The sequence below is a fragment of the Staphylococcus sp. HL28 genome (genome assembly GCF_021117155.1).
GTDB lineage: Bacteria > Bacillota > Bacilli > Staphylococcales > Staphylococcaceae > Staphylococcus > Staphylococcus warneri.
The window spans coordinates 1,171,085-1,186,070 of the sequence record NZ_CP088218.1; the positions used below are offsets into that span (position 1 = coordinate 1,171,085).

At 32.2% G+C, this 14,986-nt stretch carries 15 protein-coding genes and 1 other annotated feature; all 15 genes read left to right on the plus strand.

The features are described from left to right. Positions 1 to 176 precede the first annotated feature (176 nt). Complete coding sequence (locus LPC11_RS05715) at positions 177 to 1,673, plus strand: amino acid permease (RefSeq protein ID WP_023372844.1); 1,497 nt, start codon at positions 177 to 179, stop codon at positions 1,671 to 1,673. 61 nt (positions 1,674 to 1,734) lie between these two features. Continuing rightward, positions 1,735 to 1,858 (plus strand) — a sequence feature (ribosomal protein L20 leader region). Positions 1,859 to 1,885: 27 nt separating this feature from the next. Next, the gene (gene infC / locus LPC11_RS05720; RefSeq protein WP_002466019.1) at positions 1,886 to 2,413 is read left to right on the plus strand and encodes a translation initiation factor IF-3; all 528 of its coding nucleotides are present in this window, start codon (positions 1,886 to 1,888) and stop codon (positions 2,411 to 2,413) included. A 30-nt stretch (positions 2,414 to 2,443) separates the two neighbouring features. Next, positions 2,444 to 2,644 carry a 50S ribosomal protein L35 gene (gene rpmI / locus LPC11_RS05725; protein WP_002451769.1) on the plus strand — a complete coding sequence of 67 codons (201 nt, stop codon included), beginning with the start codon at positions 2,444 to 2,446 and terminating at the stop codon, positions 2,642 to 2,644. Positions 2,645 to 2,699: 55 nt separating this feature from the next. Continuing rightward, a complete protein-coding gene (gene rplT / locus LPC11_RS05730; protein ID WP_002451770.1) occupies positions 2,700 to 3,056 on the plus strand; it encodes a 50S ribosomal protein L20 in 357 nt (118 codons plus the stop codon). A gap of 179 nt (positions 3,057 to 3,235) precedes the next feature. Further along, complete coding sequence (locus LPC11_RS05735) at positions 3,236 to 3,844, plus strand: NUDIX domain-containing protein (protein WP_023372842.1); 609 nt, start codon at positions 3,236 to 3,238, stop codon at positions 3,842 to 3,844. A 19-nt stretch (positions 3,845 to 3,863) separates the two neighbouring features. Next, a complete protein-coding gene (locus tag LPC11_RS05740) occupies positions 3,864 to 4,784 on the plus strand; it encodes a hypothetical protein (RefSeq protein WP_023372840.1) in 921 nt (306 codons plus the stop codon). Between the two features lie 172 nt (positions 4,785 to 4,956). After that, complete coding sequence (gene tig / locus LPC11_RS05745) at positions 4,957 to 6,258, plus strand: trigger factor (protein WP_023372838.1); 1,302 nt, start codon at positions 4,957 to 4,959, stop codon at positions 6,256 to 6,258. 233 nt (positions 6,259 to 6,491) lie between these two features. Next, positions 6,492 to 7,754, plus strand: a complete 1,263-nt coding sequence (gene clpX, locus LPC11_RS05750) for an ATP-dependent Clp protease ATP-binding subunit ClpX (protein WP_023372837.1) — start codon at positions 6,492 to 6,494, stop codon at positions 7,752 to 7,754. A gap of 152 nt (positions 7,755 to 7,906) precedes the next feature. Further along, positions 7,907 to 8,494: a ribosome biogenesis GTP-binding protein YihA/YsxC gene (gene yihA, locus LPC11_RS05755; protein WP_002451775.1), complete on the plus strand. Its 588-nt coding sequence runs from the start codon at positions 7,907 to 7,909 to the stop codon at positions 8,492 to 8,494. 190 nt (positions 8,495 to 8,684) lie between these two features. Next, positions 8,685 to 10,031, plus strand: a complete 1,347-nt coding sequence (gene hemA / locus LPC11_RS05760) for a glutamyl-tRNA reductase (RefSeq protein WP_107566554.1) — start codon at positions 8,685 to 8,687, stop codon at positions 10,029 to 10,031. A 21-nt stretch (positions 10,032 to 10,052) separates the two neighbouring features. Further along, positions 10,053 to 10,865, plus strand: coding sequence for a cytochrome C assembly family protein (locus LPC11_RS05765; RefSeq protein ID WP_023372831.1), 813 nt, complete (start codon positions 10,053 to 10,055; stop codon positions 10,863 to 10,865). Positions 10,866 to 10,931: 66 nt separating this feature from the next. Next, positions 10,932 to 11,855, plus strand: coding sequence for a hydroxymethylbilane synthase (hemC, locus tag LPC11_RS05770; protein ID WP_023372829.1), 924 nt, complete (start codon positions 10,932 to 10,934; stop codon positions 11,853 to 11,855). 24 nt (positions 11,856 to 11,879) lie between these two features. Continuing rightward, positions 11,880 to 12,548 carry a uroporphyrinogen-III synthase gene (locus LPC11_RS05775; protein ID WP_023372827.1) on the plus strand — a complete coding sequence of 223 codons (669 nt, stop codon included), beginning with the start codon at positions 11,880 to 11,882 and terminating at the stop codon, positions 12,546 to 12,548. Between the two features lies 1 nt (position 12,549). Next, on the plus strand, positions 12,550 to 13,524 hold the full coding sequence (gene hemB, locus LPC11_RS05780; RefSeq protein WP_023372825.1) for a porphobilinogen synthase: 975 nt from the start codon (positions 12,550 to 12,552) through the stop codon (positions 13,522 to 13,524). 31 nt (positions 13,525 to 13,555) lie between these two features. After that, positions 13,556 to 14,842 (plus strand): glutamate-1-semialdehyde 2,1-aminomutase, encoded by a 1,287-nt coding sequence (gene hemL, locus LPC11_RS05785; protein ID WP_023372823.1) that lies wholly within the window; start codon positions 13,556 to 13,558, stop codon positions 14,840 to 14,842. The last annotated feature ends 144 nt before the right edge of the window (positions 14,843 to 14,986 follow it).

Here is a 14,986-nt window from a genome sequence, read left to right on the forward strand (position 1 = left end):
ATATCTTAAAGGTATGTAGCCACTTTTTTGTTTTAGATTTATAAATAAAAGTAACATGATTAAGTGAGGTATTGTGTAGTCATATAAATGAAGATATAGAACTTAACGTGTTGTTTCTTTAATAAATGATAAAACAAAATCATAACTGCCTCTAAATACAAAGAAAGGAATCTTCTATGAGTAAAAACAAAAGTCAAAACGAAGGGATACAAAGAGGTTTAAAAGACCGCCATATATCTATGATAGCCATTGGTGGTTGTATTGGTACAGGTCTATTTATGACTTCGGGTGGAGCCATTCACAGTGCTGGAGCATTAGGTGCTTTGATTGCATATGCGATTATCGGAGCAATGGTGTTCTTCTTAATGACATCACTTGGCGAAATGGCCACATATTTACCAGTTTCAGGATCATTTAGTACTTACGCCACACGATTTGTAGATCCATCACTTGGATTTGCATTAGGATGGAATTATTGGTTTAACTGGGTTATTACTGTAGCTGCAGATGTAACCATTGCCGCGCAAGTCATACAATATTGGTCCCCAATGCAAAGTGTGCCAGCTTGGGTCTGGAGTTGTATATTTTTAGTAATTATCTTTGCACTTAACTCGTTGTCAGTTCGAGTGTATGGTGAGAGTGAATATTGGTTTGCACTAATAAAAGTTGTTACTGTCATCATATTTATTGTGATAGGTTTATTAACTATTGTAGGTATTATGGGTGGTAAATTCGTTGGTTTTGAAACGTTTACTAAAGGAAGCGGCCCAATCCTTGGTGGTAACTTAGGTGGTAGCTTACTTTCAATATTGGGCGTGTTCCTAGTTGCTGGTTTCTCATTCCAAGGTACTGAATTAATAGGGATAACAGCAGGTGAATCTGAAAATCCTGAAAGAGCCGTTCCAAAAGCAATTAAACAAGTATTCTGGAGAATATTATTATTTTATATATTAGCAATATTCATCATTGGTATGTTAATACCTTACGATAGTAGTGCGCTTATGGGTGGAGAAAATAGTATTTCTACATCACCATTTACTTTAGTATTTAAAAATGCAGGGCTTGCATTTGCAGCATCATTTATGAATGCAGTTATTTTAACATCAGTATTATCTGCAGGGAATTCAGGAATGTATGCATCTACTAGAATGTTATATTCAATGAGTAAAGATAAACTCGCGTTTAATTCATTTTCGAAAACGAATAAAAATGGTGTGCCACACATTTCTTTAATTGTAACTGGAATTATTGTTGTAGTGATTTTTGCAGTCCAACATTTTAGTGGTGATGCATATGAATATATCGTTGCTGCTAGTGGTATGACAGGCTTCATTGCTTGGGTCGGTATAGCCGTGAGTCATTATAGATTCAGACGTGCCTTTGATAAGCAAAATTATGATAAATCTAAATTAAAATATACGGCTAAATTATTCCCATTTGGTCCGATATTTGCTGGGTTCTTATGTGTTATCGTAATATTAGGTCAAGATGTCGATTTTATTAAAACAGGAGACTTTGATTTAAATAGATTTATTATTACTTATATGGGTATTCCAGTATTCTTAGCATTCTTTATTTATCATAAAGTAAGATATAAAACGAAGAAAATCCCATTAGAACAAGTAGATTTACGTCAAGATGTGTCAATGGAAGAAATAAGACATCACGATTAATAAAAAAAGTAGTTGACGAATACATTTATTGTTGATATGATTGATAACGTTGAATACGAAACGAACCAAGTAGAAGCTCCCGCTTCTCACCTGTAGCGACGCAACAAGCAGTTGGCAGGTTAATCATGTTACACAATTAATGTGTGAAGAAGAGCGGGTAGTGATACTCGCTCTTCTTTTTTGCTTGGGACAATTTCGTAAAATTCTGGGAGGTGTCAACCATAGCAAAAGATCAGACTCAAATTAATGAGAAAATTCGTGCAAAAGAACTTCGTTTAGTAGGTCAAGATGGTGAACAAATTGGTGTTAAATCAAAACAAGAAGCATTAGAAATGGCTGAACGTGTTGATTTAGATTTAGTAATCGTAGCACCAAATGCTAAGCCGCCTGTTGCAAGAATTATGGATTACGGTAAATTCAAATTCGAACAACAGAAAAAAGAAAAAGAAATGAAGAAGAAACAAAAAACAATTAACGTTAAAGAAATACGTTTAAGTCCAACAATTGAGGAACATGATTTCCAAACAAAATTGAAAAACGGACGTAAATTCCTTTCTAAAGGCGATAAATGTAAAGTTTCAATTCGTTTCAGAGGTCGTGCCATTACTCACAAAGAAATTGGTCAACGCCAGTTAGAAAAATTTGCTGAAGAATGTAAAGACCTTGCAACAATCGAACAAAAGCCTAAAATGGAAGGCCGTCAAATGTTCCTTATGTTATCACCAATTAATGAAAAATAATTAATAATAATTTCTAGGAGGAAATGAATCATGCCTAAAATGAAAACTCACCGTGGAGCAGCGAAACGTGTTAAAAGAACTGGTTCAGGTCAATTAAAACGTTCAAGAGCTTTCACATCTCACTTATTTGCAAATAAAAACACTAAACAAAAACGTCAATTACGTAAAAGTAGATTAGTTTCTAAAAGCGATATGAAACGTGTAAAACAATTATTATCTTATAAAAAATAATACGACTAACGAATATAGAATAATTACGTAGATAGTATCTAAGGAGGAATTTAATATGCCACGAGTAAAAGGTGGAACAGTAACAAGAGCACGTCGTAAAAAAACGATTAAATTAGCTAAAGGTTACTTCGGTTCAAAACATACATTATATAAAGTAGCAAAACAACAAGTAATGAAATCAGGTCAATACGCATTCCGTGACCGTCGTCAACGTAAACGTGATTTCCGTAAATTATGGATTACACGTATTAATGCAGCAGCACGTAAACATGATATTAGCTATTCACGTTTAATGAACGGATTGAAAAAAGCTGACATCGATATCAACCGTAAAATGTTATCTGAAATTGCTATTTCAGACGATAAAGCATTCGGTGAATTAGTATCAAAAGCAAAAGACGCTTTAAAATAAACATAACTCATAAAAGCTGAGACATTTATATGATGTCCCAGCTTTTATTTATATCTCTTTCTATTTAAATATAAAATTGTTTAACCTTTGATATAAATTAAGAAGATACGATAACAATCGCGAATCAAAAACAAGTTTGATAGAATAATATTATAAAAGAAAACATAAAGGAGTTTAATATGTCTAAATTTGATGAGCAAATTATAGTAGTGCCAAGAGCAACGCTTTTCGATAATGAAAAGAATGCTTTTAATGGTTTTTTATCAAAAAATGATGAAAAAGGTAGTAATATTTTTAATTCATTAAGTCAGTACGATGTGAAACGTAGAGGAGACATGGAAGAGGATCCAACGTTTAAACAACTTATTTCGTATTGTTTATTAGAAAATCAAAATGGTGAAATTTTGGTGTATGAACGTCTTTCTGGCGGCGGTGAAGAAAGATTGCATGGGCAATCTTCAATTGGTGTCGGTGGTCATATGAATGATGTAGTAGGGGCAGATTCAATTAATGAAGTACTAAGAGTAAATGCCCAAAGAGAATTAGAAGAAGAAGTAGGTTTACCTACTGAAGATTCTCAAAATATGGAATACCTAGGCTTTATCAATGATGACAACAATGAAGTAGGCAAAGTTCACATGGGTGTTGTATTTAAAATAACAGTCAATTCAAATGATGTAGAAGCTAAAGAAACAGATACACTTAGAATCAAATGGATTGAAAAAGGGAAAATAGAATCATACGATGACTTTGAGACATGGAGTGCATTAATTCTTCAAGATTTATAATAATTGAGGTGCAAATTGAATGTCAGATATCATCCCATTCCCACTATCAGAGAAAAAGCTAAAAGAAGATATTAAAAAAGCAGAATTAAAACAAGACTTTGATAGAATGTATGAATTATTTGAACAATATGAAAGCCAGTTTGAGTTAGATGAAACACTAGCAATTAAAAAGTGCGATTTACTTTATCAAATGGGTGCATTTTTGGAATTAAGAGAAGAAGCTATCATTTTACTTAAACAAGGTTTAAACAAGTATGATGAGTTAATGATATATTATGTTAAAAGTTTGAACGGCTTAGAACAATACTATGAATCAGTAGAAGTGATTAATCAAATTATTGATGAAGTCCGAGATCATAAGACCAGAATGGAATTATTCCCATTAAAAGAATATGCGCAATCTAAGTTAGATTCAAATCGAGAACAATTGACTCATTCATTAGCTCAATTCCATCAGTTAAATACAAGAGAACAAACGCACGTTCTACTTCAACTCATCGATAATGGGCATTATGATTTCAAAGAAACAATCCATTATTTGTTAAGTCATTCAACTTTTGAAAATAGTATTATCAGTTTGATGTTAGAATACTTAAGATTTGCACAGTCTGAAACTAGCATCTCAATTACCAAATATGGTACAACAGTTGACATTATTCCTAAAGATTTGAATGGCCTAGAACACACGACTTTAAAATCAGTTGTCTTACCAAAAGTGATTGAGAACCTTGAAAATGGTGCCATACATATAGTTGATGAAGCGAGCCATGTCATGAATAATCATTCTATATTGTTATATCCACTAAATATCGAAGCACTATTTCCAATAGAAGATTGGATTGTCGCATATGATGTTTATTTTAAATCGATGTTAGGTATAGATGATAGTGTTGCGAAACAAGAAGTTCTATCATATATCTTTCAATTAGATAAACAATGATAAACGCTATTTCTTGCAAATAATGCATAAATCGTTTAACGTAAATTTTAATTGAAATAAGTAATAAATAATTTCACAAACGTTGCAATTTCAATGTTTGTGTACACAAATGACCTATGCTATAATAGGGAAGTTGAAAAAATAAAATAGTTATTCATGGAGGTATTTATACATGACAGCAACTTGGGAAAAAAAGGAAGGTAACGAAGGATTATTAACTGTTACTGTTCCATCAGAAAAAGTAGATAAAGCATTAGATCAAGCATTTAAAAAAGTAGTTAAACAAATTAATGTACCTGGATTCCGTAAAGGTAAAGTGCCTCGTCCAATTTTTGAACAACGCTTTGGTGTTGAAGCATTATATCAAGATGCAGTAGACATTTTATTACCAGAAGCTTACGGTGAAGCTATTGATGAAACTGGTATTAATCCAGTTGCTCAACCAGAAGTTAACGTAACTCAAATTGAAAAAGGTAAAGATTTCATTTTTGAAGCTACTGTAACTGTTGAACCAGAAGTTAAATTAGGTGACTACAAAGGTTTAGAAATTGAAAAACAAGATTCTGAACTAACAGATGAAGAATTAGAAGAATCAATTAACCATAGTCTAGGTCACATGGCTGAAATGGTAGTCAAAGAAGACGGAGCTGTTGAAAATGGCGACACAGTTAATATTGACTTCAGTGGTTCAGTTGATGGTGAAGAATTCGAAGGTGGACAAGCTGAAGGTTACGACTTAGAAGTTGGTTCAGGTTCATTCATCCCAGGTTTCGAAGAACAATTAGAAGGCATGAAAACTGGTGAAGAAAAAGACGTAGTTGTTACATTCCCAGAAGAATATCATGCTGAAGAATTAGCTGGAAAAGAAGCTACATTCAAAACAAAAGTAAATGAAATCAAATATAAAGATGTTCCAGAATTAAATGATGAAATTGCTAATGAGTTAGATGCAGAAGCTAATTCAGTTGATGAATACAAAGAAAACTTACGTAAACGTCTTGCTGAACAAAAAGCTACTGAAGCTGAAAACACTGAAAAAGAAGAAGCAATTAAAAAAGCAACAGACAATGCTACAATCGACATTCCTCAAGCAATGATCGACACTGAATTAGATCGTATGGTTCAAGAATTTGGTCAAAGAATCCAACAACAAGGATTAGATTTACAAACATATTTCCAAATCTCTGGACAAGATGAGTCTCAATTAAGAGAGCAAATGAAAGACGATGCAGAACAACGTGTTAAAACAAACTTAACATTAACTGCAATTGCTGATGCTGAAAATATTGAAGTTTCAGACGAAGATATTGATAAAGAACTAGAAAAAATGAGTGAACAATTCAACATTTCAGTTGAAGATATCAAAAACACATTAGGTAATACTGATATTGTTAAAAATGATGTTCGCATCCAAAAAGTTATCGATTTATTAAAAGACAATGCTAAATTAGTAGAAGGAAGCAAAGAAGACTAATGACTGTTCTATTAAAGCGATTATCAATTTAACATTGTATTGTTTTAATAATATTGATAGGTAGGATAAATAAGATATATTATCTTGTGGGGTGGGGCCATGAGTTCAATCTGTTATAGTTTGAATTCAGTCCCACTCCTTCCTATTTTCAAGCAAATCAATTGAAATGTTATTATGTTGCATTATAGAATGCTATCTAGTATAGTCTTTATGGAATAGGGGTGTAAAAAAGAATGTTCAAATTCAATGAAGATGAAGAAAATTTAAAATGCTCTTTCTGTGGTAAAGATCAAGACCAAGTTAAGAAATTAGTTGCAGGAAGTGGCGTATATATTTGTAATGAGTGTATTGAATTATGCTCAGAAATCGTTGAAGAAGAATTAGCACAAAATTCTTCAGAGGAATTAACAGAATTACCAACTCCTAAAGAAATTATGGATCATTTGAATGAATATGTGATCGGACAAGAAAAAGCTAAAAAAGCTTTATCTGTAGCTGTTTATAATCATTACAAACGTATTCAACAATTAGGTCCTAATGAAGATGATGTAGAATTACAAAAAAGTAACATTGCATTAATCGGACCAACAGGTAGTGGTAAAACATTATTAGCACAAACATTAGCTAAAACATTAAACGTGCCATTTGCAATCGCAGATGCTACAAGTTTAACAGAAGCTGGCTATGTTGGTGATGACGTAGAGAATATCTTATTACGTTTGATTCAAGCGGCTGATTTTGATATCGATAAAGCCGAAAAAGGTATTATTTACGTAGATGAAATTGATAAGATTGCAAGAAAATCTGAAAATACATCTATTACACGTGATGTTTCAGGTGAAGGTGTGCAACAAGCATTACTTAAAATTTTAGAAGGTACTACTGCGAGCGTGCCTCCTCAAGGTGGACGTAAACATCCAAACCAAGAATTGATACAAATTGATACAACAAATATTTTATTCATTCTTGGTGGTGCCTTTGATGGAATTGATGAAGTCATCAAACGTCGTTTAGGTGAAAAAGTCATTGGTTTCGCTAGTAATGAAGCTGATAAATATGATGAAGAAGCATTATTAGAGCAAATTAGACCAGAAGATTTACAATCTTACGGTTTGATTCCTGAATTTATTGGTCGTGTACCAATCGTAGCTAATTTAGAAACTTTAGATGTAGATGCACTTAAAAATATTTTAACGCAACCTAAAAATGCACTAGTTAAGCAATATACTAAAATGTTAGAACTAGATAACGTCGAATTAGTATTTAGCGAAGAAGCATTGTCTGCTATTAGTGAAAAAGCAATTGCACGTAAGACAGGTGCTAGAGGACTTCGTTCTATTATCGAAGAAGCGTTAATTGATATAATGTATGATGTGCCTTCATCAGAAGATGTATCTAAGGTGATTATTACAGAACAAACAATCAATGATGAAGTTGAGCCTGAATTATATGATTCAGAAGGTAATTTAATCAACAACAGTAAAACATCTGCATAATTTTATATTTATGGTACAGAGCCACATGTTATTGTGGCTCTTTTTTTATGTAATAATTATTCAATATTTGTATTTCTTAAAACTAGGATGACATAGGGATAAAAGTAATGGTAAAGTGTTAATGTGAGAAATAAGAAAAGTGAGGATCACCAATGAAAATTAATCCTAATAATATAGATTTAATTATAAGTGCTGTACAAGAAGCACAATATCCAGAAACAGATGTACCTGAAGTAGCATTAAGTGGACGTTCAAATGTTGGTAAATCATCATTTATCAATAGTATGATTGGGCGAAAAAACATGGCTCGTACTTCACAACAACCGGGTAAAACACAGACGTTGAATTTCTTTAATATTGACGACCAATTAGTATTTGTAGATGTGCCAGGTTATGGTTATGCTAAAGTAAGTAAAGTTCAACGGGAAAAGTTTGGCAAAATGATCGAAGAGTATTTAACAACACGTCAAAAATTACAATTGGTCATCCAACTGGTTGATTTGAGACATAATCCAACTGAAGATGATGTACTTATGTATAATTATTTAAAACATTTTGATATTCCAACTTTAATCATATGTACCAAAGAAGATAAAATTCCGAAAGGGAAAGTACAAAAACATTTAAATAACATCAAAAACAAATTAGATTTAGAAGAAGGAGATACTATAGTTAGCTATTCTTCTATAAAAAATAATAAGCAACAACAAATATGGGATATGATTGAATCTTATTTATAATCATTTTAATTATTCATAATCATTTTTTGAGATTCTAGACTAAATCTTCGAATATAAAATTAAATTTAACAAATTTGACAAAAAAATGAAGTTAGATTAGAATCTTTCTAATTTATTTGAGCAATGGACTTAATAATAATTACAAATGTGTTATACTTAGGTTATTGTAAGTATATGGAGGGCGTTATAAATGCATTTTATTGCAATAAGCATAAATCATCGAACTGCTAATGTAGCACTAAGAGAGCAAGTTGCTTTTAGAGATGATGCCTTACGATTAGCCCATGAAGATTTATATGAAACCAAAGCCATCTTAGAAAACGTCATCTTATCTACATGTAATCGTACCGAAGTATACGCCGTTGTTGATCAAATTCATACCGGACGTTATTACGTTCAAAGATTTTTAGCACGTAAATTTGGATTTGAAGTAGATGACATTAAAGACATGTCAGAAGTTAAAGTGGGGGACGAAGCTGTAGAACATCTATTGCGTGTCACTTCTGGCTTAGATTCCATAGTACTTGGTGAAACACAAATACTAGGACAAATGCGCGATGCATTTTTCCTAGCCCAAGAAACAGGTACAACTGGTACAATCTTTAATCATTTATTTAAACAGGCAATTACTTTTGCTAAAAGAGCACATAGTGAAACAGATATTGCAGATAATGCAGTTAGTGTTTCATATGCTGCAGTTGAATTAGCTAAAAAGGTATTCGGAAAACTAAAATATAAACAAGCTGTCATTATTGGTGCAGGGGAAATGAGTGAATTATCACTCTTAAATCTGTTAGGGTCAGGTATTACAAACATAACTATTGTTAATAGAACTGTGGGTAAAGCAAAAGCGTTAGCTAATAAGCATCAAGTTAAATTTGATTCATTAGATGCATTACCTAATTTATTACAACAAGCAGATATTGTAATCAGTTCTACGAGTTCAGAGTCGTATATCATTACTAATGATTTAATTGAATCTATTGCCGATCAACGAAAATTGGACGCTTTATTATTAGTTGATATTGCAGTTCCAAGAGATATTGAGCCTGGTATTGATGCAATTAACAATATATTTAATTACGACGTTGATGACTTGAAAGGATTGGTTGATGCGAACTTAAGGGAGCGTCAATTAGCAGCACAAACAATAGCTGATCAAATACCTAGTGAAATAGATACTCATAATGAATGGGTAAATATGCTAGGTGTGGTACCAGTTATTAGAGCTTTACGTGAAAAAGCAATGAACATTCAATCTGAAACAATGGATAGTATAGATAGAAAATTACCAGATTTATCAGAAAGAGAAAGAAAGATAATCTCTAAACATACTAAAAGTATTATCAATCAAATGTTAAAAGACCCTATTAAGCAGGCTAAAGAATTAAGTAGTGATAAGAAAAGTAACGAAAAATTAGAGCTCTTTCAAAGCATTTTTGACATAGAAGCTGATAACCCTTATGAACAGGCGAGACAACATAAAGAAAATAAAGCTAAGGAAATTTCAGCACGTCGAATTTTTAGTTTTGAATAAGCATATTAATATGGTGATGATATGCAAGAAAACCTGTTTATTCGATTTCATGAAATAATATTAATCATTTATTTAATTAGTATTGTTTGCTATTTTCTAGATTTTGTGAGAAAAAGTCATCAAATTAGAGTTTTTGGTATATATACATTGGGGATTGTTTGGGTTTTACAAACAATCTCTTTAACTGTTTTTATTATACAAACAAAACATGTACCATTAGCGTCACTGTTTGATGTGTTTTTCTCACTTACATGGATTATTATATCTTTATCACTTATTTTGAATGTGATAAAAACATTGAATTTTTCTGTGTTCTTTTTAAATTTAATTGGTTTTGTACTAATGGCAATGAATACATTTCAACCTGACCATTATCATAGCCAAGTACAACAAGTGGCAGTTATAAATGAATTGTTACTTGTCCACATTGGTTTAGCGATTTTAAGCTATGCATTTTTTGCTCTAGCATTCGTAAATTGTTTACTTTATATCATTCAATACCGTAATTTAAAAGAAAAGAATTTTGATCAGAAATATTTTAGAATAGGTAGTGTAGCTACTTTAGAGTCTATTGTCTTTTTTACCACTTTGGCAGGATGGATTGTACTTATTTTTAGTATTATTTTAGGTGCACAATGGGGTGTATTTTCAGTAGGTCAGCGAATATTTATTGATCCTAAAGTTATTTTTTCTACTTTCATTACGCTATTGTATGGTATTTATTTAATATTTAGAGTGAAAAAGATTATCAATCAAAAGAACCTTATATATTTTAATATTATTTTATTCTGTTTATGTATGTTCAACCTATTTTTCACTACACATTTTTCATAAATTGGTTGTAGTGATTATTTATAGAGTGGAAAAGAGAACGAGTGTTTTTCTAGGAGGCAGCAAAACATGCGCAAGTTAGTAGTTGGATCAAGAAGAAGTAAATTAGCTTTAACTCAGAGCCAGCAATTTATTGATAAATTGAAGCAGGTACGTCCAGACTTGGATATTGAGATTAAAGAAATAGTTACTAAAGGGGATCGAATAGTAGGTAAGCAATTGTCTAAAGTCGGTGGTAAAGGTTTATTTGTTAAAGAAATTCAAAACGAATTGTTTGAAAAACAAATTGATATGGCTATTCATTCATTAAAAGATGTACCCAGTGTGATTCCTGAAGGACTAACATTGGGTTGTATTCCTGATAGAGAGGTCCCTTTTGATGCTTATATCTCCAAAAATCATATCCCTTTAAGAGAATTACCTGAAGGCAGTATTATTGGAACTAGCTCTCTAAGAAGAGGAGCTCAAATTTTATCTAAGTATCCCCATTTAGAAATCAAATGGATACGAGGTAATATTGATACGAGAATACAAAAGCTTGAAACTGAAGACTATGATGCCATTATCTTAGCAGCAGCTGGTTTAAGACGAATGGGTTGGTCAGACGATATTGTAACAACTTATTTAGATAAAGATATTTTACTTCCAGCTATCGGCCAAGGTGCGCTTGGCATTGAGTGCAGAAGTGATGATGAAGAATTATTAGATCTATTGCAAGAAGTTCATAATAAAGATGTTGAAAAATGCGTTACTGCAGAAAGAACATTCTTAGCCGAAATGGATGGAAGTTGTCAAGTCCCAATTGGTGGATATGCAACTATTAATAGTCAACAACAAATAGAATTTACAGGGCTAATTATGACACCAGACGGTACAGAACGATATGAACATACAGCTATTGGCGATTCTCCAACAGAATTAGGTAAAGAAGTAAGTCGTGTGCTAAAAGAACAAGGCGCTTATGAAATTATTAGAAAATTAAATGAAGAATAATAATCTTCGAGGTGACTTTTTAAAATGAAACCAGTTGTAGTTATGACACAAACAAGTGAAATTCAAAGTGATTTGGTTACGATTATTCACAAACCATTTATAGATATCAATCCACTTGAATTCGATTCGCGTTTGTTAAAAGATAACTATGACTGGCTTATTTTTTCGTCTAAAAATGCGGTTAAATATTTTTGGCCGTATTTACATTTTGTTAATTATAAAAAAATTGCAGTTGTTGGTGAAAAAACTGCTCAATATTGTCGTGAATTAAAAATTCCTGTAGATTTAATTCCACAGGATTACTCACAAGAAGGGTTAATTAGTGAATTTCAATACTATAACCAAAGTATACTCATACCTTCTAGTAAACAAGCTCGACCATTATTAAAAGAGACATTAGGACTTAATAATGATGTTGTAAAAATTGATTTGTACGAGCCGGTACCACATTACCAACATATAAAAGAAGTTAAATCATTAATTTTTAACCACAAAATTGATGCTTTAACATTTTCAAGTTCATCTTCAGTACGTTATTATTTTAGTGAAGACCCAATACCTAAGTTTGATCACTATTTTGCAATAGGCAAGCAAACGGCGAATACGTTACATTCATATAACCAACCAGTTGTTGTCGCAAATAAACAAACTTTAGAGTCATTGATAGATAAAGTAGTAGAAAGTAGGGACTAAAATGAAATTTGATAGACATAGAAGACTTCGTTCTTCTCAAACAATGAGAGATATGGTTCGTGAAACACATGTAAGAAAAGAAGATTTAATTTACCCAATTTTTGTAGTTGAAAAAGATGATATTAAAACTGAAATTAAATCATTACCAGGAGTATATCAAATTAGCTTAAATTTATTACACGAAGAAATTAAAGAGGCTTATGACTTAGGTATTAGAGCAATTATGTTCTTTGGTGTACCAAATGAAAAAGATGACGTTGGCTCTGGTGCATACGACCATAATGGTGTTGTACAAGAAGCAACACGTATTGCTAAAAAAATGTATAGTGACTTATTAATTGTTGCAGATACATGTCTATGTGAATATACAGACCACGGGCACTGTGGTGTAATTGATGACCACACACATGATGTAGATAATGATAAATCATTACCACTACTTGTTAAAACCGCAATTTCTCAAGTTGAAGCAGGTGCAGATATTATTGCGCCAAGTAATATGATGGATGGATTTGTTGCTGAAATTAGACAAGGACTTGATGATGCCGGATATCAAAATATACCGATTATGAGTTATGGTATTAAATATGCATCAAGTTTCTTTGGACCATTCAGAGATGCTGCTGATTCAGCACCTTCATTTGGCGACCGTAAAACATATCAAATGGATCCTGCCAATCGTTTAGAGGCATTGAGAGAACTTGAAAGTGACTTTAAAGAGGGATGTGATATGATGATTGTTAAACCTGCTTTAAGTTATTTAGATATAGTTAGAGATGTTAAAAACCATACTAATGTGCCTGTTGTAGCATACAATGTAAGTGGTGAATATAGTATGACAAAAGCTGCTGCCTTAAATGGATGGATTGATGAAGAAAAGATTGTTATGGAACAAATGGTTTCAATGAAACGTGCAGGTGCAGATATGATTATTACTTATTTTGCTAAAGACATTTGTCAATATCTAGATAAATAACAAAGATAATAATAAAGAGGAGGCAACATTTATGGGATATGAAAAATCAATAAAAGCAATGGAAATTGCTGAAGATTTAATGCCTGGCGGTGTAAATAGTCCAGTGCGTGCTTTTAAATCAGTAGATACCCCTGCAATTTTTATGGATCATGCAGAAGGTTCGAAAATATATGATATTGATGGTAATGAATACATTGATTATGTGTTAAGTTGGGGACCGCTTATTTTAGGCCATAAAAATAAACAAGTTATCGAAAATCTTCATAAAGCAGTAGATAATGGCACTAGTTTTGGTGCTTCTACACTACAAGAAAATAAATTAGCACAATTGGTTATTGATAGAGTACCTTCAATTGAGAAAGTTAGAATGGTATCTTCAGGTACAGAAGCTACATTAGACACATTAAGATTAGCGCGTGGTTATACTGGACGCAATAAAATTGTTAAATTTGAAGGTTGTTATCACGGTCATAGTGACTCATTATTAATTAAAGCAGGCTCAGGTGTAGCAACATTAGGCTTACCTGATTCACCAGGTGTACCAGAAGGTATTGCTAAAAATACAATTACTGTGCCTTATAACGATTTAGATTCATTACGTTTAGCTTTTGAAAAATATGGTGATGATATCGCTGGAGTGATAGTTGAACCAGTCGCTGGTAATATGGGTGTAGTTCCTCCTGTAGAAGGCTTTTTACAAGGATTAAGAGACATTACTAATGATTATGGTTCATTGTTAATATTTGATGAAGTTATGACCGGTTTTAGAGTTGGTTACAACTGTGCGCAAGGTTACTTTGGAGTGACACCAGATTTAACTTGCTTAGGTAAAGTTATAGGTGGAGGCTTACCTGTCGGAGCGTTTGGTGGTAAAAAAGAAATCATGGACCACATCGCACCAGTAGGAAATATTTATCAAGCAGGTACTTTATCAGGTAATCCGTTAGCAATGACAAGTGGTTATGAAACACTAAGTCAATTAACACCTGAATCATATGAATATTTTAATGAATTAGGAGATTTACTTGAAAAAGGACTCAAAGAAGTCTTTGCTAAGCATCAGGTACCTATAACAGTAAACAGAGCTGGATCAATGATAGGTTATTTCTTAAATGAAGGACCTGTTACTAACTTTGAACAAGCCAATAAAAGTGATTTGAAATTATTTAGTGAGATGTATAGAGAAATGGCAAAAGAAGGTGTATTCTTACCACCATCTCAATTTGAAGGGACTTTCTTATCAACAGCACATACTAAAGAAGATATTGAAAAAACAATTCAAGCATTTGATAATTCATTAAGTCGTATAGTAAAATAAAAACAAAATTAATTATATTTTTAGCCTGGGATAATACTTTATACCCAGGCTCTTAATTTATATAAAACGAGATAATATGAATGAGTATGTTTGAAATAAGTGGATTTTATACCATTTTACACATTTATAAAAGGTAGTGTGCGT